24 protein-coding genes, 2 tRNA genes and 1 other RNA gene are annotated in these 25139 nt (G+C 55.4%); 9 read left to right on the forward strand and 18 right to left on the reverse strand.

The window, feature by feature from the left end; all coding sequences use genetic code 11:
- The first annotated feature begins 143 nt into the window (after window positions 1-143).
- Window positions 144-1097: an HTH-type transcriptional regulator MetR gene (gene metR, locus CNE01S_RS19015; protein ID WP_061277793.1), complete on the forward strand. Its 954-nt coding sequence runs from the start codon at window positions 144-146 to the stop codon at window positions 1095-1097.
- Here the strand turns inward: metR and CNE01S_RS24670 are convergent.
- The 3 genes from CNE01S_RS24670 to pldB form a co-directional block, all read right to left on the reverse strand.
- Window positions 985-1884 carry a carboxylate/amino acid/amine transporter gene (locus CNE01S_RS24670; RefSeq protein WP_072279179.1) on the reverse strand — a complete coding sequence of 300 codons (900 nt, stop codon included), beginning with the start codon at window positions 1882-1884 and terminating at the stop codon, window positions 985-987. The two genes, metR and CNE01S_RS24670, sit on opposite strands and share 113 nt — an antisense overlap.
- Window positions 1885-1995: 111 nt before the next feature.
- On the reverse strand, window positions 1996-2802 hold the full coding sequence (gene yigL / locus CNE01S_RS19025; RefSeq protein ID WP_061277795.1) for a sugar/pyridoxal phosphate phosphatase YigL: 807 nt from the start codon (window positions 2800-2802) through the stop codon (window positions 1996-1998).
- Between the two features lie 27 nt (window positions 2803-2829).
- Window positions 2830-3822 carry a lysophospholipase L2 gene (pldB, locus tag CNE01S_RS19030; RefSeq protein WP_061277813.1) on the reverse strand — a complete coding sequence of 331 codons (993 nt, stop codon included), beginning with the start codon at window positions 3820-3822 and terminating at the stop codon, window positions 2830-2832.
- Between the two features lie 100 nt (window positions 3823-3922).
- On the opposite strand from pldB, the gene rhtB reads away from it, so the two are divergent.
- Window positions 3923-4543, forward strand: coding sequence for a homoserine/homoserine lactone efflux protein (gene rhtB, locus CNE01S_RS19035; RefSeq protein WP_061277796.1), 621 nt, complete (start codon window positions 3923-3925; stop codon window positions 4541-4543).
- On the opposite strand, the gene rhtC is transcribed toward rhtB, so the two are convergent.
- The 3 genes from rhtC to pldA all read right to left on the reverse strand — a co-directional run bounded on the left by rhtC (window position 4544) and on the right by pldA (window position 7988).
- Window positions 4544-5164 carry a threonine export protein RhtC gene (gene rhtC / locus CNE01S_RS19040; RefSeq protein ID WP_061277797.1) on the reverse strand — a complete coding sequence of 207 codons (621 nt, stop codon included), beginning with the start codon at window positions 5162-5164 and terminating at the stop codon, window positions 4544-4546.
- Window positions 5165-5228: 64 nt separating this feature from the next.
- A complete protein-coding gene (recQ, locus tag CNE01S_RS19045; protein ID WP_061277798.1) occupies window positions 5229-7058 on the reverse strand; it encodes an ATP-dependent DNA helicase RecQ in 1830 nt (609 codons plus the stop codon).
- A gap of 63 nt (window positions 7059-7121) precedes the next feature.
- A complete protein-coding gene (gene pldA / locus CNE01S_RS19050; RefSeq protein ID WP_061277799.1) occupies window positions 7122-7988 on the reverse strand; it encodes a phospholipase A in 867 nt (288 codons plus the stop codon).
- 169 nt (window positions 7989-8157) lie between these two features.
- Between pldA and yigI the strand changes: the two genes are divergently transcribed.
- Together yigI and rarD are read left to right on the forward strand one after the other, a co-directional pair.
- Window positions 8158-8628 carry an acyl-CoA thioesterase YigI gene (gene yigI / locus CNE01S_RS19055; RefSeq protein ID WP_008455502.1) on the forward strand — a complete coding sequence of 157 codons (471 nt, stop codon included), beginning with the start codon at window positions 8158-8160 and terminating at the stop codon, window positions 8626-8628.
- Between the two features lie 52 nt (window positions 8629-8680).
- A complete protein-coding gene (rarD, locus tag CNE01S_RS19060) occupies window positions 8681-9583 on the forward strand; it encodes an EamA family transporter RarD (protein ID WP_061277800.1) in 903 nt (300 codons plus the stop codon).
- Window positions 9584-9616: 33 nt separating this feature from the next.
- Here the strand turns inward: rarD and corA are convergent, their stop codons facing one another.
- The 8 genes from corA to lptM all read right to left on the reverse strand — a co-directional run bounded on the left by corA (window position 9617) and on the right by lptM (window position 16559).
- Window positions 9617-10567, reverse strand: coding sequence for a magnesium/cobalt transporter CorA (gene corA, locus CNE01S_RS19065; protein ID WP_039289228.1), 951 nt, complete (start codon window positions 10565-10567; stop codon window positions 9617-9619).
- Window positions 10568-10732: 165 nt separating this feature from the next.
- On the reverse strand, window positions 10733-10789 hold the full coding sequence (ysgD, locus tag CNE01S_RS26020) for a YsgD/CorL family protein (RefSeq protein WP_353591484.1): 57 nt from the start codon (window positions 10787-10789) through the stop codon (window positions 10733-10735).
- A 149-nt stretch (window positions 10790-10938) separates the two neighbouring features.
- Window positions 10939-13101 (reverse strand): DNA helicase II, encoded by a 2163-nt coding sequence (gene uvrD / locus CNE01S_RS19070; protein WP_061277801.1) that lies wholly within the window; start codon window positions 13099-13101, stop codon window positions 10939-10941.
- Window positions 13102-13170: 69 nt separating this feature from the next.
- Entirely contained in the window at window positions 13171-13887 is a 717-nt protein-coding gene (gene yigB / locus CNE01S_RS19075; protein ID WP_061277802.1) for a 5-amino-6-(5-phospho-D-ribitylamino)uracil phosphatase YigB, read from the reverse strand.
- Window positions 13887-14792 carry a tyrosine recombinase XerC gene (xerC, locus tag CNE01S_RS19080; RefSeq protein WP_061277803.1) on the reverse strand — a complete coding sequence of 302 codons (906 nt, stop codon included), beginning with the start codon at window positions 14790-14792 and terminating at the stop codon, window positions 13887-13889. The genes yigB and xerC overlap by 1 nt, the downstream gene beginning before the upstream one ends.
- The gene (locus tag CNE01S_RS19085; RefSeq protein ID WP_061277804.1) at window positions 14789-15493 is read right to left on the reverse strand and encodes a DUF484 domain-containing protein; all 705 of its coding nucleotides are present in this window, start codon (window positions 15491-15493) and stop codon (window positions 14789-14791) included. Before CNE01S_RS19085 ends, xerC begins: the two co-directional genes overlap by 4 nt.
- Entirely contained in the window at window positions 15490-16314 is an 825-nt protein-coding gene (gene dapF / locus CNE01S_RS19090; protein ID WP_061277805.1) for a diaminopimelate epimerase, read from the reverse strand. The genes CNE01S_RS19085 and dapF overlap by 4 nt, the downstream gene beginning before the upstream one ends.
- A 38-nt stretch (window positions 16315-16352) precedes the next feature.
- A complete protein-coding gene (gene lptM / locus CNE01S_RS24675) occupies window positions 16353-16559 on the reverse strand; it encodes an LPS translocon maturation chaperone LptM (RefSeq protein ID WP_072279180.1) in 207 nt (68 codons plus the stop codon).
- 284 nt (window positions 16560-16843) lie between these two features.
- Between lptM and cyaY the strand changes: the two genes are divergently transcribed.
- Window positions 16844-17164 carry an iron donor protein CyaY gene (cyaY, locus tag CNE01S_RS19095; RefSeq protein WP_061277806.1) on the forward strand — a complete coding sequence of 107 codons (321 nt, stop codon included), beginning with the start codon at window positions 16844-16846 and terminating at the stop codon, window positions 17162-17164.
- On the opposite strand, the gene cyaA is transcribed toward cyaY, so the two are convergent.
- Entirely contained in the window at window positions 17165-19714 is a 2550-nt protein-coding gene (gene cyaA, locus CNE01S_RS19100) for a class I adenylate cyclase (protein WP_061277807.1), read from the reverse strand.
- Window positions 19715-20001: 287 nt separating this feature from the next.
- On the opposite strand from cyaA, the gene hemC reads away from it, so the two are divergent.
- The 4 genes from hemC to hemY are packed head-to-tail and all read left to right on the forward strand — an operon-like array spanning window position 20002 to window position 24088.
- Window positions 20002-20943, forward strand: a complete 942-nt coding sequence (hemC, locus tag CNE01S_RS19110) for a hydroxymethylbilane synthase (protein WP_061277809.1) — start codon at window positions 20002-20004, stop codon at window positions 20941-20943.
- A complete protein-coding gene (hemD, locus tag CNE01S_RS19115) occupies window positions 20940-21686 on the forward strand; it encodes a uroporphyrinogen-III synthase (protein WP_061277810.1) in 747 nt (248 codons plus the stop codon). The genes hemC and hemD overlap by 4 nt, the downstream gene beginning before the upstream one ends.
- Window positions 21687-21704: 18 nt before the next feature.
- Window positions 21705-22889, forward strand: coding sequence for a uroporphyrinogen-III C-methyltransferase (gene hemX / locus CNE01S_RS19120; protein ID WP_061277811.1), 1185 nt, complete (start codon window positions 21705-21707; stop codon window positions 22887-22889).
- Window positions 22890-22891: 2 nt separating this feature from the next.
- Window positions 22892-24088, forward strand: coding sequence for a protoheme IX biogenesis protein HemY (gene hemY, locus CNE01S_RS19125; RefSeq protein ID WP_061277812.1), 1197 nt, complete (start codon window positions 22892-22894; stop codon window positions 24086-24088).
- Window positions 24089-24710: 622 nt separating this feature from the next.
- Here the strand turns inward: hemY and CNE01S_RS19130 are convergent.
- From CNE01S_RS19130 to CNE01S_RS19140, 3 genes are all read right to left on the reverse strand, one after another.
- A non-coding RNA gene (locus tag CNE01S_RS19130) (RtT sRNA) lies at window positions 24711-24824 on the reverse strand.
- Between the two features lie 33 nt (window positions 24825-24857).
- Window positions 24858-24934: transfer RNA gene (locus CNE01S_RS19135), tRNA-Pro, on the reverse strand.
- A 94-nt stretch (window positions 24935-25028) separates the two neighbouring features.
- Window positions 25029-25105 (reverse strand) — tRNA-Pro (locus tag CNE01S_RS19140).
- Window positions 25106-25139 lie beyond the last annotated feature (34 nt).

The following is a 25139-nucleotide window of genomic DNA, read 5'->3' on the forward strand; positions in this document are numbered from 1 at the left end:
TGACCGGAGTAAGTGAGTGACACCAACGCAACATAAATTCGAAAGACACTTGATTTAGACGTCCAGATGTTTACACCGCTATAATCCGCAGGTACTGTATATTCCTCAAGCGCAATTTGTTCATGCCGAAGTGAAGGACTTTCATGATCGAGATTAAACACCTGCGGACGCTGCAAGCGTTACGACACAGCGGTTCGCTGGCCGCCGCCGCCGCCGCCCTGCATCAGACTCAGTCGGCCCTTTCCCACCAGTTCAGCGATCTGGAGCAACGGCTTGGCTTTCGCCTGTTTATCCGTAAAAGTCAGCCGCTTCGCTTCACACCGCAGGGAGAGATCCTGCTGCAGCTTGCCGAGCAGGTGTTACCGCAGATTGGTCGCGCGCTGCAGGCCTGCAATGAGCCACACCAGACCAGGCTGCGCATTGCGATTGAGTGTCATAGCTGCATTCAGTGGCTGACACCTGCCCTGGAAACCTTCCGCCAGCACTGGCCGCAGGTGGAGATGGACTTTAAATCCGGCGTCACGTTTGACCCGCAACCTGCGCTGCAACAGGGCGAACTGGATATCGTTCTGACATCAGATATTTTGCCGCGCAGCGGGCTACATTATTCACCGATGTTTGATTTTGAAGTGCGCCTGGTGATGGCGACCGACCACCCACTGGCGAAGAAAGAGAGCATTGAGCCTGAGGACCTGGCGCTTGAAACGCTGCTTATCTATCCGGTACAGCGTGAACGCATGGATATCTGGCGTCATTTCCTGCAGCCCGCAGGAGTTAGCCCGTCGCTGAAAAACGTCGATAACACGCTGCTGCTGATTCAGATGGTGTCAGCGCGGATGGGGATTGCCGCTCTGCCGCACTGGGTGGTGGAAAGCTTTGAGCACCAGGGCCTGATTGTTACCAGAACCCTGGGTGAGGGCTTATGGAGCCGCCTGTACGCTGCGGTACGCGACGGCGAACAGCGCCAGCCGGTGACCGAAGCGTTTATTCGCTCGACGCGCCAGCATGCCTGCGACCATTTACCGTTTGTGAAGAACGCGGAGCGACCCATCGGCGATGTACCCACAGCGAGGCCATTATCACCGTTCCCCCAATAATAAAGCTCGGCCAGTGGGGCTGCTCCTGCCAGATGGCAAGATTCACCAGCAGCCCGGCCGGGACATGCACGTTGTTCATGATGCCGAGCGTGCCGGCGTCCACCTGAGTTGCGCCATAGTTCCACATAAAATAACCCAGCCCGGAAGCGACCACGCCAAGCCAGACCAGAATCCCCCACTGTAGCGTGGTGGTGGGCAGTTTCTGCGGATTGCCCAGGGCAAACCAGGCAACAACGGCGACGATAAACGCCCCCAGATAGAACCACGAAAACGCGCAGTGCTGTGGCATCGGGTGCGTTTCCATCAGTCGCTTGTAGCCCACCATGCCGATGGCAAAGCAGATATTAGCAGCCTGCACCAGCAGCAGCCCGATCCAGAAGTGATCGCTCACTTTGTCGTAGCGAATAATCGCCGCCCCGATAACCGCCAGTCCCGCACTCAACGCATAGCCCCAGCGCAGTTTATTGCCGCTCAGCAAGTCATAGATAAGCGTGACGTACAGCGGCGTCATCACCGTGAAAAGCAGGAATTCGGAAACCGTGAGGTAGAGATAAGCGCGGAAGCTGAACAGATACATCACGCCGAGCTGCAGCGCCCCCACCAGCATATACAGCAGCAGGGTTTTTAGCCGGTAGCCCTTAAAGCGCAGGAACGGCAGAAACACCAGCGCGGCCAGGCCGATGCGCATCAGCACCGAGAAATAGCTGTCCACATGCCCGGCAAGGTATTCCCCAATCAGGCTAAAAGAGAAGGCCCACAGAATCGTAGTAATGATGAGTAATGGCACAATGAGCAGTCCGTAACGAACAAGATTGCGCCATTGTACTCAGAGGGCGTTACATCAGCTTAACTATTTAGTTGACGAGTGGTCATGTATAAACCACTCGTCAGTTACCGATCACTCAGCCTTAAGGAACAACCGGCGCAGATAGTGCGGTACGGCGTTATCGCCGTTAGTACCAATTACCTCAAGCTCCGGCAGCAGATCTTTCAGGCGCTGGTGAGCGTTGCCCATAATGCAGCCCTTACCGGCCATGCTCAGCATCTCGGCGTCGTTCATGCCGTCGCCAAAGGCAATGCAATCCTTCAGGCTGTAACCCATCGCTTTCGAGACCGCTTCCAGCGCGTGCCCTTTGGACACGCCGCCCGCCATCACTTCCAGGCAGGTAAGCGTGGAGAAGCTCACGTTGACGCGGTCACCCCAGCGGGCGTTGATCGCCTGCTCCAGCGGCAGCAGCGTATCGTGGTCGTCACAGGTGAAGAACACCTTGCTGACGCCATCCGCTTCCAGCAGACCTGGCTCAAACAGGGTGTAGCTAAATTTGGCTTCCTGGAAATACTTCATCTCTTCAGGACGATGGCGGTTCATAAACCACTCGTCGCCCTTATAGACGTTGGTCACGATGTCCGGGTTGTTATGCACCACGCCAAACAGATCCTGAGCGATGTCATGGTCGAGATCGTGAGAGAAGAACAGATTGCCGTCGGTATCGTGCACGCGCGCCCCGTTAGAGGTGATCATGTACGCCTTGATCTCAAGGTTATCGCGGATTTGCGCCACGTCGATATGGTGACGACCGGTAGCAAAAACAAAATTAACGCCTTCGGCTGTGAGCAGTTTTAACGTTTCTTTCGCGTAAGCGGAGAGAAAATGATCGGGAGACAGCAAGGTGCCATCTAAATCTGAAGCAACGACGTGGTACATAGAGATCCTCTGAAGAGATATATTCAATTAGTTATGCCGGTCGAAAAACTCAAGCACGGCAGACAATGCTCTGGCTCGCATAGCGTCCTTCTCAAACAGGATCTCGTGATACGCGCCTTCAATGACGTAAGGTGTTTCCCCCTCACAAGGGTGGCCCGCCGCGGCCATAATTTCGCAGAATCGCTGGTGCGCGCGGTTATCAACCACTCGCTCCTCTTCCGCCTGGAGTAAAAAGATCGGCGTGGTGATGGCAGTGGCTCCTGCTAACACCTTTTCTCCGGCGAGGATCCCTTCTCGTACCCAATGGAACGTTGGCCCACCCACCCGCAATGCTGGCTCATCAGCATAAAAACGCAGGCTGCGGCGGTACCGCTCTTCACTGTGGGTCAGGACGTTAACGCTAAACGGCAGCGCGCGCCAGCGGCCCGTCCCAATGGCGTATCCTTCCCGAATACGTGGATGCCCTTCGGCCCAGTCAAGAATGTGTCGCACCATCCATTCCGGCCAGCGCAGCGTAATGCCGAACATCGGCGCGCAAAGCGCGACCGCGTCAAAAGCATCGGGGGCTTGCTGTAGCCATAATGCGGCAATTGCGCCGCCCATCGAATGGGCCAACAGGTAGCGTTTACGCCAGTGCCCCGACGCTACTTCCTGCTGGTAAAAGCGGTCAAAATCTTCGACATAGTCGCCAAAGTTGACGACGTGCCCACGGTGAGTATCCGACAGCATCCGCCCTGAGCGCCCCTGGCCACGGTGGTCGATTATCAGGACATCAAACCCGCAGTGAAACAGGTCATAGGCCAGCTCAGCATATTTCACGTAGCTTTCTATTCTGCCGGGGCAGACAACAATCACGCGATCGTGCTGCGGCGAACAGAAACGAACGTAGCGAACCGGCACGTCATCCACGCCGGTAAATTCGCGCTCTTCCCGCCTGCGCCAGAAGTCCGTCAGCGGACCCGTGGCAAAAGCAGCAAATGCGCCTTCCCGTTCTAACCATCTATTTTTATGCTGAGACATAGGGGTCGGCATCAGGTATCTGTGGTTTTTTTATGGCCCGTGGCACGCTTATCAACAATAGCGTATTGTGGCATAAAAGCGCGCGTTCAGGGAGTTTCGCATGACCTTCGAGTGGTGGTTTACCTATCTGCTGACCACAATAATTCTTAGCCTTTCCCCCGGATCCGGGGCCATTAATACCATGACTACCGCGATTAGCCACGGCTATCGCGGCGCGGCGGCTTCGATTACCGGGCTGCAAACCGGGCTGGCGCTGCATATTGTGCTGGTCGGTGTCGGCCTTGGGGCGCTTTTTTCTCGCTCGCTGCTGGCCTTTGAAGTGCTGAAATGGGCCGGCGTCGCCTATCTTATTTGGCTTGGGATCCAGCAATGGAGAGCGGCCGGCGCGCTGGATTTAAACACGCTGGCAACCACTCAGCCGCGCAGTAAACTGTTCAAGCGTGCGGTGTTTGTTAACCTGACAAACCCGAAGAGCATCGTGTTTCTGGCCGCGCTGTTCCCACAGTTTATCGCCCCTCATCAGCCTCAGGCGATGCAGTACGTCGTGCTCGGTGTTACCACAGTAGTCGTCGATATTATCGTGATGATTGGTTACGCGACCCTGGCCAAACGGATTGCCGCATGGATTAAGGGACCACGCCAGATGAAAGCCCTGAACCGGGTCTTTGGTTCGCTGTTTATGCTGGTTGGCGCGCTACTTGCCGGAGCGCGCCAGGCCTGATTATCGGGAGATGATCAGGTGAATACCAAATCCGGTGAATAGAGCGCCCGCCATGCCGTCGATCCATTTGGCGAGGCGCTGATAGCCGCGACGCATTTTTGGTAAGGCAAACAGACTCGCCACAATTGTGAACCAGGCGAAAGTTTCAATCGCGATCAGCACGAACAGGCCCCAGCGCTCAGCGCCCCCCACATCGTCGCCAACAAACAGCGAGAACACGCTGCCGAAGTAGATAATCGCTTTCGGGTTTGCCAGGTTCGTCAGCAGCCCTTTCACAAAGCTCTTCCCGCCGCTCGCCAGCTCCACTTTCGGGGCTTCTTCGCCTTTAGCTTCTTTCTTGAATGCACCGCGCAGCATCTGATAACCCATCCAGCACAGATACAGCCCGCCGCCGACCATAATAATATTATGCAGCCAGGCCATTTTTTCGAGGATCAGGTGCAGGCCAAGCAGCGCCACGCCCGCCCAAACCATAACGCCAGCGGTAATGCCCAGCACGCCCATCATCGCCTCTTTGCGAGAGCGGCTTACGGCTGTCTGGGAAACAAAGAAAAAGTCAGGACCCGGGCTCATCAGGGCAACGATGTGCACCAGCGCCACGGTCAGGAATAGCATTAACATAGGGAATAGCTCGCGTGCAGATAATTCGAAGAGTCATTATCCTGCCACTTTTCCTCGCAGCAGGCTACTCTTCATCCACGCCGTCAACGTGGTCGCGGATCATCGTCATAAACGGGCGGCCAAAGCGCTCAAGCTTGCGCGTGCCCACGCCGTTAATCCCCAGCATTTCACCCGGTGACAACGGCATCTGCTCGGCCATTTCAATCAGCGTGGCATCGTTGAACACCACGTAAGGTGGAATGTTTTCTTCGTCAGCGATGGACTTGCGCAGCTTCCTGAGTTTGGCGAACAATTTGCGATCGTAATTGCCGCCAAAGACTTTCTGGCTGGCGCGCGGCTTAATCGCCACCACGCGCGGTACCGCCAGCATGAGCGGCTCTTCGCCACGCAGATAGGGACGCGCCGCTTCCGTCAGCTGGAGAGCCGAGTGTGCGGCAATATTTTGCGTGACCACGCCAAGGTGAATGAGCTGGCGGATCACGCTGACCCAATGCTCGGTGGTGTGCTCGCGGCCTTCACCGTAAATCTTCAGCTTGTCGTGGCCGAGATCGCGGATACGCTGATTGTTAGAACCGCGCAGCACTTCAACCACGTAGCCCATCCCAAAGCGCTGGCCGACACGGTAAATGCAGGACAGTGCTTTTTGTGCATCCATCAGCCCGTCATAGCGACGAGGAGGATCGAGACAAATATCGCAGTTGCCGCATGCCTGCTGGCGGCCTTCGCCGAAGTAGTTAAGCAGCACCAGACGGCGGCAGGTTTGCGCTTCGGCAAACGCTCCCATCGCGTTGAGCTTGTGCCGCTCGATGTCCTGAAGCTGCCCCGGCGCTTTCTCTTCGAGGCATTTGCGGAGCCAGGCCATATCCGCCGGATCGTAAAACAGCATCGCTTCGGCAGGCAGGCCATCGCGCCCGGCACGGCCGGTTTCCTGGTAATAAGATTCGATGTTGCGCGGGATATCGAAGTGGGCGACAAAACGCACGTTCGGCTTGTTGATGCCCATGCCAAACGCGACGGTTGCCACCACAATTTGCAGGTCATCTCGCTGGAATTTTTCCTGCACGTCACCGCGCACCTGATGCTCCAGGCCCGCGTGGTAAGCGCCGGCGCTGATGCCTTTGCTTTGCAGGCGGGCGGCGATATCTTCAACCTTTGCCCGGCTGTTACAGTAGATAATCCCGGATTTACCACGCTGTTCCTGAATATAGCGGGTGAGCTGATCGAGCGGCTTAAACTTCTCCATCAGCATGTAGCGTATATTCGGCCGGTCAAAACTGCTGATCTGGATAAACGGATCGTTTAGCCCCAGCAGGCGAACAATATCAAGCCGCGTGGTGTCGTCAGCCGTTGCCGTTAATGCCACAAAGGGGACGGCAGGCAGCCGTTCGCGAAGCTGGCCAAGCGCGGCATATTCCGGGCGGAAGTCATGCCCCCACTGCGAAATACAGTGCGCTTCATCCACCGCAACCATAGAAAGCTGCCAGTTGCTGAGATGGTCGATAAAGTTGTCCATCATCAGGCGTTCCGGCGCGATATACAGCAGGCGAATTTGCCCGGTACGGCAGCCGGTCATCACTTCCATTTGCTGTTCACGGGTCTGGGTCGAGTTAAGGCAGGCCGCCGCCACGCCGTTCGCCAGCAGCTGATCCACCTGGTCTTTCATCAGGGAAATCAGCGGAGAGACCACCACGGTCAGGCCGCCAAACACCAGCGCAGGAATTTGATAACACAGCGATTTACCGCCACCGGTCGGCATCACCACCAGGCAGTCACGCCCCTCCAGCACCGTGTCGATGATGGTTTCCTGGCCCGGTCGGAACTGTTGATACCCGAAGGTATCCTGCAGAACCTGTCTCGCCAGCGACGCCTGATTGATTACTTCCGCCTGTGCCACGCTATCCCCACTACCTAAAATTCAGGCGCCATTTTCAGCGCCTGGAAGAGAAACTGCAATGCTTTAGAAAAGATCGTTTAGCATAACGCCTACGCCAACTCGTGTCTGGTTAAAGTTGTAATCGATGAGCGATTCGCCGTAGCCGCTATAGACCTGAGTATAGAAGCGAACGTTTTTCGAGATCGGGTAGCTCACGCCAAACTCTGCTCCGCCGTAGCCGCTGTTCCAGTTGTATTGTCCCTTCACGCTGACAATCGCATCCCCCAGCGCATAGCCAACCTTAAGCTGGTAGTAGCCCATATATTTGGCAATATCGGGGTTGTCATCAACGCTGCCCACCACATACCAGGGTTTCACCTCAACCTGCCAGTCGCCGTTTTGCGCCATCAGGCGGGTGTAAAGGCGGTTCCAGCCGCGAGAAGTCGGGTCTGAGCGGCCATTCGAGTCGTGGTTATAGCCAAACTCGACGTCCCGTAGCGTCCAGCCAGCAAACGTAGTGTCCGTTGCAAAGCCGAGGAACAGCTGAGGCTCATAGTTGGTTTCACGAAACGGGGAAGATTCACTGCGATTAGAAAGCTGCCACCAGGATTTCTGGGTGTAGGAAGCGCCCAGCACCGAGTTATCCCCCAGAATGCCGCGCCACAGCGGGAACGCCAGGCTCAACTGGAACTTCACTTCATCTTTGCGGGCGTTGTGCGCCCAGTCATAAGAGCTAATCGCCTCTTTGTTCATATCGCTGGTCCAGGTGTACAACAGGTAGTTTGTGTCGTACGGGTACAGCGTGAACGGGTTTTCATGTTCCTGCAGCAGATTGGCAATGATGCTGCCGTGTACGGCCGGTTTGTCGTGGATCTTATCGATAGTCGCTTCTTGTGCGAAGGTGGTCAAAGGCAGCATCGCGGCCATTCCCCACCCCAGAGGTTTCAGCATTGGTCCCGTTCTCCATAACAAAATAAGTTTCAAAATATTTATCGCCGATCATTCTACAGCGGGAGGCCCTAAAGCGCGTCCCTTCGGTTCCTAAAGTGGAAAGCAACAATTGAGAAGCATAAACTACACATCTTGTTAACTTATCCGTTATTTGTTCGAGGAATGAACCATGTCTTCCCCTGTTCTAACCACAGAAGCCGCCCTCAAGCTGGTGGGCGAAATCTTTGTGTATCACATGCCTTTTAACCGTGCGCTAGGCCTGGAACTGGAACGATACGAAAAAGCCTTTGCCCAGCTGAGCTTTAATAATCAGCCAATGATGGTGGGAAACTGGGCACAAAGTATTTTGCATGGCGGCGTTATCGCCTCGGCGCTGGACGTAGCGGCAGGCCTGGTCTGCGTGGGTAGCACGCTGACGCGCCATGACACCATCACCGAAGACGAACTGCGCCAGCGCCTGTCAAAAATGGGCACCATCGATTTGCGCGTTGATTATCTGCGTCCGGGGCGCGGAGAGCGCTTTACGGCCAGCAGCAGCCTCCTGCGTGCCGGGAATAAAGTCGCCGTGGCTCGCGTGGAACTCCATAACCAGGATCAGCTGCACATCGCCAGCGCAACGGCTACCTACATGGTAGGGTAAGGATGTAAACCCTGTTATTATTTGCTCACTATTTTTTTGCTGAGTTTTCTTCATGGATCCGAAACAGACACGTCAGGGGATCTTGCTTGCCCTGACGGCCTACTTTATCTGGGGCATCGCGCCGGTATATTTCAAACTTATTCACTACGTACCGGCCACCGAAATCCTGACCCACCGCGTTATCTGGTCGTTCTTCTTTATGCTGGCGCTGATCACCGTCTGCCGCCAGTGGCCGCAGGTAAAACGCTCCTGCCAGAACCGGAAAAAAATCCTCGCGCTGGCGTTAAGCGCCGTGCTGATTGGCGGGAACTGGCTGCTTTATATCTGGGCGGTGAATAATCACCACATGCTGGAAGCCAGCCTGGGCTACTTCATCAATCCTTTGGTCAACGTCGTGCTGGGCATGCTGTTTTTAGCCGAGCGCTTCCGCCGTATGCAGTGGGTCGCCGTGTTGCTGGCGACTTGCGGCGTGCTGGTGCAGCTATGGACTTTTGGTTCGCTGCCGATAATCGGCCTGGGCCTCGCCTTCAGTTTTGCTTTTTACGGTCTGATCCGCAAAAAAATTGCCGTAGATGCACAAACCGGGATGCTGTTTGAAACGTTGTGGCTGTTGCCGATTGCGGGCATTTACCTGTTTGGCATCGCCGACAGCGCCACCAGCCATATGGGAATGAACCCGTGGACGCTGAACCTGATGCTCATTGCTGCAGGCGTGATTACCACCGTGCCGCTGCTGTGCTTTACGGCTGCCGCGACGCGTCTGCGCCTTTCAACGCTGGGCTTCTTCCAGTATCTGGGGCCAACGCTGATGTTCCTGCTGGCGGTGACGTTCTACGATGAAGTGGTGACCGAAGATAAGCTGATCACTTTTGGCTTTATCTGGGCAGCGCTGGCGCTGTTTATCGCCGACGCGATTTATACTCAGCGGCGCACCAAAGCCCTGTCGGTGAAGTAAACGTAAAAAAGGAGCCTTTCGGCTCCTTTTCTCTTACAACCAGTTTTTGCGCTTAAAGTAGAGATAAGGCGCTAAGCCGGCAAGCATCATAAAGATAATCGCGCCGGGGTAGCCAAAGCTCCACTTGAGCTCAGGCATAAACTCGAAGTTCATCCCGTAGCTGGATGCCACCAGCGTTGGCGGCAGGAAGACAACCGAGACCACCGAGAAGATTTTGATGATGCGGTTCTGCTCGATGTTGATAAAGCCCATTGCCGCCTGCATCAGGAAGTTAACCTTCTGGAACAGCGATTCGTTATGCGGCAGCAGGGATTCGATATCTCGCAGAATTTCGCGAGCCTGCTCCAGCTGGCTGCCCGGCAAACGCGCTTTACGCACGAGGAAGTTCAGCGCGCGCTGGGTATCCATCAGGCACAGTCGAACCTTCCAGCCGATATCTTCCAGCTCTGCCAGCGTCGAAAGCGCGGCATCGTATTCATCGCCCTGATGCCCTTCCATGATCACCCGGCTGAGCTGCTCCAGGTCGCTATAAATGTTTTCGATTTCATCCGCCAGCTGTTCGATTTTGGTTTCAAACAGGTCCAGCAGCAGTTCCCACGCGTTGCCGTCCGCCATCGACTGATTACGGGCACGCATACGATAGAGACGAAATGCCGGCAGTTCGCGTTCACGCAGCGTATACAGGCGGCCTTCACGAATCGTAAAAGCGACCGTGCTGTTGCCCGCGTGATCGTCCGCATCTTCAAAGAAGAAAAAGGAGTGGATATGAAGGCCATCTTCGTCCTCGAAGAAACGCGCGGACGCTTCGATGTCTTCCAGCTCTGGTCGGGTTGCCAGGCTTTGGCCAAGTTCCGTTTGCACACGCTCTCGCTCGCTCTCTTCCGGCTCGACGAGATCGACCCATACCGAGTTGGCAAGGGTATCCGTCTCGTCCAGCTCAATGCGGGCAAGGCGATTATTTTCCAGTTGAAATGCGCTCAGCATGACCGGGACTCCCAATGCAAAAAAAGATCAGGGACAATTCGGTTGGCACACAGACAGAAACAATAGAGGTTTCAGACCATTAAACAGTCTGACTCAAGGGGCGACGGAATGAAAATACACGAGGTCGCTGACAACCACGAAGGCTATCAGCATCAGAGGATAGCCTTAGAAGTTGTACCTGGATGACAGGTTATTGAGCCAGCATCTACTGGGTGTGTCCAAGGCGAGTGTCCTCTTAGCGTATTCGTGCGCGCATGTTACGCCACCACTAATATGGCGTCAACACGCAACGGGACACGGCTGAACAAGTTCATGCCAGTGACATATTAAGGGTAGCGCACGTACTTAAAAATGTAATTAATTTCTGTAGGTTACACGGTTTCCAGGCGCGCATAAGCGGCGACTAACCACTTGATTCCCTGCCCCTGAAATGCCACCTGCAGGCGGCTGTGCTCGCCGCTACCTTCCAGATTCACAATGGTACCTTCGCCGAACTTAGGATGGCGTACGCGCTGCCCCAGGCTAAACCCCGAATCGTTCTGCGCAATCGGTGTGCCCATACGCTGATGGCTGACCGGGCGGCTGATGCTTGCGCGCAGGCGAACCTCTTCCACGCAGTTTTCTGGCAGTTCACCGATAAAGCGCGAAGGGCGATGGTAGGCTTCTTTGCCGTACAGGCGACGTGTTTCCGCGTAGGTCAGCGTCAGCTTTTGCATCGCCCGGGTAACGCCCACATAGGCCAGACGGCGCTCTTCTTCCAGGCGCCCACCCTCGTCGAGGGACATCTGGCTCGGGAACATGCCCTCTTCCATGCCCACGATGAACACCTGCGGAAATTCGAGGCCTTTCGCCGAGTGAAGGGTCATCAGCTGCACCGCATCCTGCCAGGTATCTGCCTGCCCTTCACCAGCTTCCAGCGCGGCGTGGGAGAGAAACGCCTGCAGCGGCATCAGGTCTTCGTCTTCATCGTTGTAGCTGAACTGGCGAGTGGCCGTTACCAGTTCCTCTAAGTTCTCAATGCGGGTCTGGCCTTTCTCGCCTTTTTCCTGCTCATACATCATGAACAGGCCGGAATCTTTAATCACCCGGTCGGTCTGGACATGTAGCGGCATATCAGCCGTTTCATGCGCGAGGGCATCAATCAGCTCCATAAAGCGCTGCAGAGCGGACGCCGCACGACCGGCCAGCGCTTTTTCCTGCAGCAGCAGGCGGCAAGATTGCCACAGCGTTAATTGTTGGTCGCGAGCGGTCTGGCGCACGACATCGAGCGTACGATCGCCGATGCCGCGGGTTGGCGTATTCACCACGCGCTCAAAGGCCGCATCGTCGTTGCGGTTGGCCATCAGGCGCAGATAGGAGAGCGCATCTTTGATTTCCTGACGTTCGAAGAAGCGCATCCCGCCGTAGATACGGTAAGGCATGCTTCCCTGCAGCAGCGCTTCTTCCAACACGCGTGACTGGGCGTTACTGCGGTACAGAATGGCGCACTGCTCCAGCGCACCGCCGTTTTCCTGCCAGGTTTTAATGCGGTTGACCACGAAGCGGGCTTCGTCCAGCTCGTTGAACGCGCAGTAGATTGAGATAGGCTCGCCGTCGCTGCCGTCGGTCCACAGCTCTTTGCCGAGTCGGCCGGAGTTATTGGCAATCAGGGCGTTGGCCGCATTCAGAATGTTGTTCGTCGAGCGGTAGTTTTGCTCCAGACGGATAGTTTGCGCCCCCGGGAAGTCATTCAGGAAGCGCTGGATATTTTCCACCTGAGCACCACGCCAGCCGTAGATCGACTGGTCATCATCGCCCACGATCATCACTTTGCCGGTCTCACCGGCCAGCAGGCGGATCCAGGCATACTGGATGCTGTTGGTATCCTGGAACTCATCCACCAGAATGTTGGTGAAGCGCTCGCGGTAGTGGTTCAGGATATGCGGCTTGTTCAGCCACAGTTCGTGAGCGCGCAGCAGCAGCTCGGCAAAGTCCACCAGCCCGGCGCGGTCACAGGCTTCCTGATAAGCCTGGTAAACCTTCTGCCAGGTTTGCTCCACCGGATTACCGTAGCTTTCGACGTGGTGCGGGCGCAGCCCTTCATCTTTTTTGCCGTTGATGTACCACATCGCCTGGCGTGCCGGCCACTGCTTATCATCCAGATTCATGGCTTTAATCAGGCGTTTCAGCAGGCGCAGCTGATCTTCGCTGTCGAGGATCTGGAAGTCCTGAGGCAGGTTGGCGTCCATATGGTGAGCGCGCAGCAGGCGATGTGCCAGGCCGTGGAAGGTACCTACCCACATACCGCCCTGGCTGGTGCCCATCAGTTGGCCGATACGGTGGCGCATTTCCGCTGCCGCTTTGTTGGTAAACGTCACCGCCATAATGGAGTAAGGCGAGCAGTTTTCTACCGTCATCAACCACGCAATTCGGTGCACAAGCACGCGCGTCTTACCACTGCCTGCCCCGGCCAGCACCAGCATATTGCTGCGCGTGGCGGCAACCGCTTCGCGCTGTTTATCATTGAGGCTGTCGAGCAGGTAAGAAACGTCCATTGGCACCGCCGAAAAAGAGAAAGAGTTGGCACAGCCAACCACTGGTGATTTATACAGAATTATTGTTGATTATATCAGCGCAGTCAGGGATGCCAACCGCGAAATCTCGAGATGCGGCAGCAAACGGCTGTCATCGATTCGCATCAGGTCGCCCTCACGCAGGTTAATCCAGCAGGCCTGCATACCACAGCGCACCGCACCTGCTACGTCAGTAGTCAGGTCATCACCTACGTGCAGGATTTGCTCCAACGGAACGCCTAAGCGCTGGGCGGCGGTATGATACATATCACTGAAAGGTTTAGCGCGCCCGTCCGGCCCGGCTCGCAGAATGAATTCGAAGTAGTTATCCAGCCCGAACAGGTGCGGCTCTGCGTTACCGTTAGTGATCGCCACCAGCGGCCATTTTTCAGCAAGCTTTGCCAGCGTGTCGTGCGTTTCCTGTGGAATGTCGATGCGGCTGCGCCATTTTGCGAAGTTTTCCATGGCAGCACTGGCACCGCTAAAAGCCTCTTCCGGGCTAAGTCCGGCATCCAGCATTATTTGCTCGACGGCACGGCGGCGCCATTCGGTAACGTCATGGTAAATTTCCGGTTCTTTCAGGCGTAGCGCTTCCCGGCTGCGGTGGAAGTCCAGGGCGGTAAATGCGCTAAGCCTCGGATGGTAGCTCTGCACAAAGGCCAGAGACTCCTGAGTGGTACGCATAATCACCGGATGGTTATCATAAAGCGTATCGTCGAGATCGAAGGTCAGGGCGGCAATTTGCCCGAGCGGGCGGTAAAAATGCATTACGATTTCCCCCGTTTGGCGCGTGGATGCGCGGCATCGTACACCGAGGCTAAATGTTGAAAGTCGAGGTGGGTATAAATTTGCGTCGTGGAGAGGTTAGCGTGCCCCAGCAATTCCTGGACCGCGCGCAAATCGCCGCTGGACTCAAGCATATGGGTGGCAAACGAGTGACGCAGTTTATGGGGATGCACATGGCTGCTTAGCCCTTGCTTGATACCCCATTCCGCAAACCGCTTTTGCACGTTGCGGGCAGAGATTCTCTTTCCCGTCTTCGCCAGAAATAGCGCATCGTCATCCGGGCCAAATAGCTCGCGTAGATCCAGCCAGTGTTCAACCCAGGTGACCGCACTGCGCCCAACGGGTACGCGGCGTTCTTTGCTGCCTTTCCCCATCACCCAGACCTCACCGGTCGAAAGATCGATATGGCCGCAGTTCATGTTCACCAGTTCGGAGAGACGCAGGCCTGCGCCGTACATGACTTCCAGCATCGCGCGATCGCGCACCGCCAGCGGATCGTTCAGATCGATATCCAGCAGGTGGTTCACATCATCGACTTCAATGTTTTTGGGCAGGTGACGGCCCGCTTTCGGCGTGGTGATACCTTTGGCCGGGTTTGCTTTTAGCTCTCCCTGGCTGACCATCCAGTCGAAAAAGCTGCGTAACGCAGAAAGTCTTAACGCCAGGCTGGAAGCCTGTAGACCCGCCCTGCGGCTGCGCACGGTCAGTGAACGCACGGCGGCGGCATCGCATTGCTGCCAGTTGGCTAACTTCATTTCTTCGGCAATATGGATAATCGCCGTAAGCTGGCGCCGGTAGTTCAGGAGAGTAAGCGGGCTGAGCTGGCGCTCAACCTTCAGATATCGAAGAAAGCCATCAACGTGGGTCGTTAATACGGAAGCGGTCATGCCCGTTCAATCCAACGCTCCAGCAAGTCTGGCAGCATCAGTGCCAGCTCGTGCAGCAGCTGAGTGCCCTGCCCCTGTTGATAATGTTGCGGGTCGCGGCTACTGAACAGCAGAACGCCAAGATCGCCCTCGCTGCCCATCAGCGACAGAGCAACGGAACCAATCGCTTTTGCCTGTGGTAAGACCAACAAAAGTTCCGGGCCATTCAGCGGGCCGAGGTAGTGCTGGCTTTCACCAAGACGCTGAATGCGCAGCGGCTCGAAGGCCTGGCGGTTCAGCGCGAGATGCGTAAAGTCCGACGGAGCACCGATACGCCAGCGGTCAGCAAAAAGCCGGATATTCGCCCCGGCGAGACCAATGTCCCGCGCCCAGCGATGCAGCCGGTTCAGCATCTCCTGCAGGCTGGAAGCGGAAGCCAGCCGCCCCTGAAGCTTCAGTAGCCGATAGAACAGGCCTTCGTTAGCGCTCGCCTGCTCCATCAGCAGCGTCATATTTTCTTCGAGGTGGTTGATGTGGTTACGGCTGCGGGCCATATGCCACTCCACCAGCGAAATGCTGCCGCGCACCGGGTGAGGAACCTGCATGCTCTCCACCTGGTGGGCATTGCGAATAAAGAAATCAGGGTTGCGCTGTAAGTATTCGGCAACCGCGACATCGTTAAGCTCAAGAAGGGCTTCTTGCTGTTCCTCGGCATTCTTCATAGATGTATAAATCCATCATAGACGTGGGCCGCCGGGCCGGTCATGTAAAGCGGTGACCCTGGCCCTTTCCAGGCGATATCAAGACGGCCGCCAGGCAGCTCAACGCGCACCTGCTCCGCCAGTAATCCTTGCTGAATACCAACCGCCACCGCGCCACAGGCGCCGCTGCCGCAGGCCTGAGTTTCACCTGCTCCGCGTTCGTAAACGCGCAGCCGGATGTGTTCCCGGCTTACCACTTGCATGAAGCCGATGTTGGCTCGCTCGGGGAAGCGTTCATGGCTTTCCATCACTGGGCCCAGGCTTTCAACCGCGGCGGTTTCGATGTCATCGACCTGAATGACGCAATGCGGGTTACCCATTGAAACGACGCCGCACATAATGGTTTGTTCGGCGGCACGCATAATATAGGTCTTTTCTGCTTTGTTTGCCCGGAACGGTACCTGGGACGGTTCGAAGTTAGGCTCGCCCATATTGACGCGCACCATCTCATCTTCCGTAACGCTCAGTACCATTCTGCCATTCGCCGTGCTGACGCGAATCTCACGCTTATTGGTCAGCCCTTTCAGCCGCACAAAGCGGGCAAAACAGCGCGCGCCGTTACCGCATTGGGAAACTTCACTGCCGTCGGCGTTAAAGATCCGGTAATGGAAGTCGAGATCGGGATCGTACGGGGGCTCAACGATCAGCAACTGATCGAAGCCTACTCCAAGATGACGATCCGCAAGCCGACGGATCAGCTCCGGAGAAAAATAAACATTCTGCGTCACCGCGTCGACGACCATAAAGTCATTACCAAGGCCATGCATTTTAGAGAACTGCATCTTCTGCTCCATTAGCGCGGTTACAAAGCACGATTTAGCTAGTAAACAACCTGAGTCGGCGCATCATCAATGCCGCGACTGTTGCGGACCGGTGCCGTCTGGATAGATTGTTCCGGGGTTGCGCTATGTGTTGTCGGCGTCGCTTTTTTATCAGCCGGAGGGAAATACAGAGGCCCCTTCAGGCCACAACCGGTGAGGCTGGCAAGCGTAAGTGCCAAAGCTAGAGGGCAGAAAATCTTCTTCATTATCGGGTAGCCTGTGATTCACTATTCTGCCGTCTATCATCGCAGGTGAACCCTGAAAAGCAATACTCTTCGTTACCCCGACCGCTGAAAATCACCATCCCGTAAACCTGGCAAGAAAATAATCTCTGGTACCGGGCCCCCTCTCATCGCTGAGGCAGGTTGTCTTTCAAAAGGTGGCACAGATAAAACGGATTGGCATTACGGGTCTGGATGATGCCAGAGCCGCAGTTCCTAATTACCGGCGATGCTCTTATACTGCCCTGAAATCCCAACAGGAAGCAGACATGAACGACAGCGAATTTCACCTTTTAGCCGATAACCTGTGGCGCACGATTGAAGAACGCCTGGATGACTGGGACGGCGATAGCGATATTGATTGTGAGATCAACGGTGGCGTACTGACCATCAGTTTTGAAAACGGCAGCAAAATCATCATCAATCGCCAGGAGCCTTTACATCAGGTGTGGCTGGCCACCAAAAGTGGCGGCTACCATTTCAACCTGAAGGGTGACGAATGGATTTGCGACCGTAGCGGCGCTGAGTTTTGGCAGTTGATGGAAGAAGCCAGCACGCAGCAGGCGGGTGAAGCGGTTAGCTTCCGCTGATTACGGCTGGTACTGCTGCAGCAGCGGCGCTGAGTTATCGTCCTGATTAACCGGCGCGGCTGCTGTGATTGACTGGGTGCGGAACGGAATGACCTGCATCCGGCCATCAACCTTCACAATCTGATAGAACTGCGGCAGGTTGAAGTTAATGAAGCTTGAGCCGTAGGTAAAGCGATCGTGGGACGAGGAGTAGAAGCGGCTGACGTCGCGCACCAACTCTTCTTTGCTCCCTTCGCAGTGATGATAAACTTCCGCCCGGTTACTTTCATCCAGAATATAGATGTTGAAGCCCTGATCCTCACTGGCCTCTTCAAAGAAGAACTGAATAATCCCTTCGCTGGCAAAGCCATCTACCACCGCCGGCAGTTGAACCTGGTTAGTGCCAACCTGCACTGACAAGCCATGCAGCTTGTTGTGCGAGATCGCACCATAAAACTCGACAGCGTTTTCCAGTTTTTGTACCGAGACATTCAGACGCTCAAAGAACAGGCCCCACGTCTGCCCGGAAACGCGCAGTGCTTTAAAGCGGCCAGGCTCCTGGCGCGTGCTGGAAAGGCGGAACTCGATGCATTCAGACACCAACTGCTGCACGCGAGTGCGGATCAGGCCACGCAGATGCTGGCTGTAGCAGAAAACTTCGACGCTATCTGGCGGCGCGGCGTCCTGATGCATTTTCCCGAGAATAGTTTTTAATGCCTCGATCATCGCCTGCTCGCCGTTAAAGTGCAGGGTACGCACCTCATTCCACGAGTTGCGGTACAGCAGATCAACGCTGCCAATCAGGCACTGCTGCTGCTCGCCGAAGCTGAACACGTCCAGCTTGCGGAAGTCGAAATGCACAACCTGATTGCGGAAGGCGGCCGTCGGGTCGTACTCGAGGTTGACGATAATCGCCAGATGGCGAATCTCGCACGGGCTGTACAACGCTTTCGGCGTTGGGGCCGGGAGACGCAGCGGGAAGTGATGGGAAACATCCGCCACCATTTCCTGCAGCTTCGGCAAATCACAAATACCGTTGCCCTTAATAAACAGGCGGGTACGCGAGGTAAGCAGGCCGTTAAAGTACGCCCATGCCACCAGCTTATTAAGATAACGGTTATATTCCAGCGGTTGATGGCTGACGATAGAATCCATGTTTGGCGCGCGGTTGTAGAGATACCAGCCAGAGCGGTTTGCTCGGCCCAGCGGCACATGGATGAAGGTCAGGTTCGGCTCGGAGAGATCGGGGGAAATTTGCGGATTTACCAGCGTCACTTTACCCGGCAGCGCCTCAAACGCGGCGTACAGCTTACGCGTTAATACGCCGATGTCCTGCGGGCTGGCGGAAACGCTAAGGTTGTTGCGGCGCGCAAAGCGGATCAGGTTGCGGTAGCTTTGCATCATCGCGTCGAGCAGTTCGTTGTGCGCTTCGCGGACCTGGTCGATTTTCCAGTTTGCACGGTTGTCCAACATCGCCAGGCGCGCTTCGTCCCAGCCCCAGCTCTTCACCAGTTGGCTTAAAACTTCACGACGCCAGCCAACACAGGCGCGCTCACGTGAAAGTTTTTCGCAAACTTTCAGATAGAAACAGCGGCGAACCAGATCCAGACGCGCATGATCTTCAATTTGCGTCAGGTACTCGGTGACGCGTTCCAGCATCATGCAGTACGGATCGAGGCCAAAGGAGACAATTTCACCGTCATGCAGGCGCTGTTTAATGTCTTTTGCCAGCAGGCGCGTGTTTGGGTATTCCCAGGAGTATGCCTCCAGCAGCAGCGTTTTCAGCACGGCCTTATACGGCGAGTCGATGCTTTTATACAGCTGCCACAGGCTGGCACCAAAATACTCTTCAGCAGACAGCGAACTGAGACCGCCAAGATCGAGCCATTCGTTTGGCGTCAGCACACCCTGCGCGTAAAGAGTCATCACGTAATCGTCGTAATGCTCTTCTTCATCGCCCGGCACCATGTTCCACAAAATGCGTTTCCCGGCCAGACGTACCGCTGTGCGATAAAACTCATCCAGCAGCAAGATATGCTGAGTAGAGCCGCAGTCCTCGCCGCCCAGGCTGCCACTTTCGTTGTGGCGGAAGCGGTTTTCATCAATCAGGAAGAAACTGACTTCAACGCCAAGAGAGGCCGCCCAGCTTTCCAGCAGGCTGCATTTACGCTGCAGCAGTTGTCGCTCGTCGTTATCGAGCCAGGCCTGGTGGCAAACCCAGATATCAAGGTCAGAAGAACAGCTCTGCCCCACGGAGGAGGTACTGCCCATAGAATAGAGGCCGGTGATCGGCAGTTCGCCCGCTGGCGTCTCCTGAGGCGGCATTCCGCGCTGCAGTTCGAGTTCGTCCAGGTAGTGGCGTTGGGTTTCATCAGGCGTGTAGAGGCAAATGCCACGGGGAACGTTACCGTCAAGGTAACCCGGCATCAGCGGGTGATGATAATGTAATAACGTTGGCAGTAGACTGTAGACCTGTTGGAAGGCAGGCCCCATAGCAGCAAGCGCACGATCTACGCGCAGTTGGTTAATGGCATCCAGTCTCTGTTTAAGTGTCTCAATATAGAGGTACAAGACGTATCGCCTGATGGTTTCAGTATTACGAAAAAACCCGTTTCCTGGTTGTTGTCCCCATGATTATAAACGATCGGGACAGCAATTGCTGGAAACGTGATCAATTTAACACCTTGCCTGTTGACCGTAAAGAAAGATGCGCTACCAAAGTGGTAGACGCCCTGGCCACAGGCGGTTTCTTCCATAATACGAATCACGTCCCTCTGTTGCCGCAAAAACCGCCGAACCTGACAGCCTTCCGCTAACAGTGGTAGGATGGTCGGTGGACGATAATTACGGTAACAAGCATGTTAGACAATATACTCAGAATTGCCACTCGCCAAAGTCCCCTTGCGCTCTGGCAAGCACATTATGTTAAGCAACGTCTTGAAGCTTTTCACCCACAGCTCACCGTTGAGTTGGTGCCAATGGTCACCCGCGGCGACGTCTTGCTGGATACGCCCCTTGCCAAAGTAGGCGGGAAAGGGCTGTTCGTTAAAGAGCTCGAGCTGGCAATGCTGGATGGGCGCGCGGACATCGCCGTTCATTCCCTGAAAGATGTGCCGGTGGCGTTTCCTGAAGGTCTGGGGCTGGTCACCATCTGCGAGCGAGACGATCCCCGCGACGCTTTTGTTTCCAATCATTATCAAACGCTGGATGAGTTGCCTGCCGGAAGCGTTGTCGGCACCTCAAGCCTGCGCCGTCAGTGTCAGATAGCCGAACAGCGTCCAGACCTGGTGATTCGATCCCTGCGCGGTAATCTTGGAACCCGTCTCGGTAAACTGGATAAAGGCGAATATGATGCCATTATTCTTGCCGTCGCCGGGCTAAACCGCCTTGAAATGCAGGATCGCATTCGCTACGCGCTGCCGCCGGAAGTGTCTCTGCCCGCCGTCGGCCAGGGTGCAGTTGGCATTGAATGCCGCCTGGATGATGAGCGCACCAAAGCGCTGCTGGCTCCGCTGAATCACCATGAAACCGCCGTTCGCGTTAGCGCCGAACGAGCGATGAATATGCGCCTTGAAGGCGGCTGCCAGGTGCCGATCGGCAGCTATGCAGAGCTAAAAGATAACGAACTTTGGCTGCGTGCATTAGTTGGCGCGCCGGACGGTTCCATTATGGTACGTGGTGAACGCCGAGGTAAGCCGGAAGAGGCCGTGTCCATGGGTATTTCACTGGCGGAAGAGCTGTTGAATAACGGTGCCCGGGAAATCCTCGCCGACGTTTATGATGGAGACGCTCCCGCATGACGATCCTTGTCACCCGCCCCTCCCCAGCCGGGGAAGAGTTAGTGAGCCGACTGCGCGCACTCGGGCAGGTGGCTTACAGCTTCCCGCTTATCGAGTTCTCGCCCGGTCGGCAGCTATCGCAGCTTCCGGCCCAGCTTGCGGAGCTTGCCCCCGGCGATCTGGTTTTTGTCCTCTCACAGCACGTCATTGACTATGCCGCCCCGCTTTTGCGTCGTAACGGCATCCCGTGGCCGGGTAATCTAAGCTGGTTCGCCATCGGCAGAACTACCGCATTGGCTTTCCATACCGTCAGCCATATTCCTGTTCGTTACCCACAAGATCGGGAAACCAGCGAAGTCTTGCTACAATTACCTGAATTACAGAATGTTGCCGGCAAACGCGCGTTAATTTTACGTGGAAACGGTGGGCGCGAACTGCTGGGTGAAACGCTTGAGGCGCGAGGCGCAGAGGTCAGCTTCTGTGAGTGTTATCAGCGAAGCGCTATTATTTACGATGGAATAGAAGAAGCGAACCGCTGGCATGCACGAGGGATCTCGACGCTGGTGGTCACTAGCGGTGAAATGCTGCAGCAGCTGTACACGTTAACGCCCGACTGGTATCGCGAGAACTGGCTACTTCGCTGCCAGCTGCTGGTTGTCAGCGAGCGTTTAGCGAACCTTGCCCGGGAAATGGGTTGGCAGAATATTCGGGTCGCCGCGAATGCGGACAATGACGCGCTGCTACGTGCGTTACAACACACCTAACAATAACAGGATGCCACAATGACGGAACAAAATAACTCCTCCGCCATGGTTGAGGAAACCACACCCGCGGTGGAGACGCCATCGCAGCCCGAGCCATCGCCGAAGAAAAATCGTTCCGGCGTGGCGGGTATTGCGCTGGGAGCGATTGCCATTGCGATTGCTCTGGCCTTAGGCGGCGGGCTTTATAGCTATGGCAAACATCAGGCATCAACTCAGACGGCGACCAGCGATGCGCTGGCTAATCAGCTGATTGCCCTGCAAAAACAGCAGGAAACGCAGAAGAACGAGTTTGAAGCGACGCTGAAACAACAGGCCACTGCGCTGAGCGATGCCAATAAACAGCAGGCCGCTCTGGCACATCAGCTGGACGAAGTACAACAAAAAGTCGCGACGATTTCCGGCAGTGACTCGAAAACCTGGCTGCTGGCACAGGCTGACTTCCTCGTGAAGCTGGCGGGCCGTAAGCTGTGGAGCGATCAGGACGTCACAACGGCAGCGGCGCTGTTAAAAAGCGCGGATGCAAGCCTGGCAGATATGAACGACCCGAGCCTGATCACCGCTCGACGCGCGCTGACCGATGATATTTCAACGCTCTCTACGGTAACGCAGGTCGACTACGACGGGATTATCCTCAAGCTGAATCAGCTCTCCAACGGCCTGGATAATTTGCGTCTGGCCGACAACGACAGCGATGATTCCCCGATGGATTCTGATAGCAGCGAGCTGTCAGGCACAATTACCGAATGGCGCCAAAATCTGGTGAAAAGCTGGCACAGCTTTATGGACAGTTTTATTACTATCCGCCGCCGCGATGAAACCGCCGTGCCGCTGCTGGCACCGAATCAGGATATCTACCTGCGTGAAAATATTCGCTCCCGCCTGCTGGTCGCCGCGCAGGCTGTGCCACGCCATCAGGAAGATACCTACAAGCAGGCGCTGGATAACGTTTCGACCTGGGTTCGCGCCTATTACGACACTAATGATTCCGCCACCAAAGCGTTCCTTGAAGAGCTTGATGGCCTGAGCCAGCAAAGCATCCATATGGATATTCCGCAAACACTGCAAAGCCAGGCGCTGCTTGAAAAGCTGATGCAAACCCGGGTTCGTAATTTACTTGCTCAACCGGCAAGCCCTGCGGCCAATAATACACAGCCAGAGGCAGCGCCAGCACAGCCTGCGCCTGCCGTAAGCCAGGGAGAATAAGCATGATTAAAGTCTTATTGCTCTTCCTACTGCTGATTGCAGGCATCGTGCTGGGTCCAATGCTGGCAGGTCACCAGGGTTACGTATTGATCCAGACCGACAACTACAACGTTGAAACCAGCGTGACCGGTTTAGTCATTATTCTGATCCTGGCGATGGTAGTGCTGTTTGCTATCGAATGGGTATTGCGCCGCATTTTCCGTACCGGCGCCCGTACACGCGGCTGGTTCCTGGGCCGCAAGCGCAGCCGTGCCCGCAAGCAAACTAAAGCCGCACTGCTGAAACTGGCTGAAGGCGATTATCAGCAGGTTGAGAAGCTGATGAGCAAGAATGCCGATCATGCCGAACAGCCGGTGGTCAACTATCTGCTAGCTGCCGAAGCGGCCCAGCAGCGTGGGGATGAAATTCGTGCCAATCAGCATTTAGAACGCGCTGCCGAACTGGCGGATAACGATCAGCTCCCGGTCGAAATCACTCGCGTTCGCCTGCAGCTTGCTCGTAATGAAAACCATGCCGCACGGCACGGCATCGATAAGCTCCTTGAAATTGCACCGCGCCATCCTGAAGTGCTTCGTCTGGCTGAGCAGGCTTACCTGCGAACCGGCGCATGGAGTTCGCTGCTGGATATTCTGCCAGCCATGGAGAAAGTACAGATCGGTGATGAAGCCCACCGCAATGCGCTACAACAGCAGGCCTGGATCGGCCTCATGGATCAGGCGATGGCCGATCAGGGCAACGAAGGTCTGAAATCCTGGTGGCGTAACCAAAGTCGTAAAACTCGCCACCAGACCACGCTGCAGGTGGCCATCGCGGAGCATCTCATTGAGTGTGACGATCACGACGCCGCCCAGGAGATCATTCTCGACGGGCTGAAACGCCAGTATGATGATCGTCTGGTATTGCTGATGCCACGGCTGAAGTCAGGTAATCCGGAACAGTTGGAAAAAGCCTTACGTCAGCAGATCAAAACGCAGGGCGATCTTCCTTTACTGCAGAGTACCCTTGGCCAGTTGCTGATGAAACACGGTGAATGGCAGCAGGCGTGTGATGCATTTCGTGAAGCCATTAAACAGCGTCCGGATGCCTACGATTACGCCTGGCTGGCGGACTCTCTCGACAAACTGCATAAGCCTGAAGAAGCAGCTCTTATGCGTCGTGACGGTCTGTTGCTCACCCTGCAAACGCCCTCTAACGTCTGATAGCCAGGGCGGAATTCTGCCGCCCTTCTCTTTTCCCCACGCAAAAAAAAACACCTGCCAAAGGGCAGGTGTTAAAACAGGTCTGTTTGACAACTAAGTGGTGCTTCACTCAACGTTATGTCCATGGTGTTGGATGAGACCCCATCGGGGCGACATCTGTCGGTGGACGATAAGCACCCTAATCGGCTCTGCGTCATTCCTTGGTTTATGAAGCCTAAGCAAACATAAGAAGTGGAATGAGCATCTACGCAGGTATTATTGCACAATGCATGCCAGGTTTGCATTTAGAAACTCATCCAACCGCCAATATTAGTAGTTTCATAGTATTAGCATGGCCGAAGTATTCCTTTCAGATATCCCCGCATTCCATTCATCACGGAAAGCTTTTGTCTCCTTAAGGAGACGGGTTAGCACATTATTTATAAATCACTTTGAAAACAAAGAGCTAAATGTCTCCATTTAGAGACATAAAATAACCCTATTGTCGCGTCTGAGCGACAATAACAGCCTATGGCAGCATGAAGACTAAAAAGGCAGGGTTGGGGATATCTGGCATTAGCGGGAGAGGATGGTGAAACGCTAAAAGCAAAAAGGCCAGTTCGAAAGCTGGCCTTTTCTAATGTGGTCGGCGAGAGAGGATTATTCCCCTGCGGGCCGTTGCTGAAGCAACGTTGTCTCGCTGCGCTCGGCTCAAACCTCCTTCGGAGGTTCTCATCCTCTTTGACTTCAGATGCAAAAAGGCCAGCTCGAAAGCTGGCCTTTTCTAATGTGGTCGGCGAGAGAGGATTCGAACCTCCGACCCACTGGTCCCAAACCAGTTGCGCTACCAAGCTGCGCTACTCGCCGAAATACTGCTCTTACTGCGGCTTTCAACGTGCCTGTGACCTTTTACGGTTCGGTGTTGAAAGCAAAAACCCTTCTTCAGAAGGGCTTTTTAAATTGGTCGGCGAGAGAGGATTCGAACCTCCGACCCACTGGTCCCAAACCAGTTGCGCTACCAAGCTGCGCTACTCGCCGAAATACTGCTTTTACTGCTGATTAATTTAGGTGT

Origin of the sequence: Cedecea neteri NBRC 105707 = ATCC 33855 (assembly GCF_001571265.1) — a bacterium.
GTDB lineage: Bacteria > Pseudomonadota > Gammaproteobacteria > Enterobacterales > Enterobacteriaceae > Cedecea > Cedecea neteri.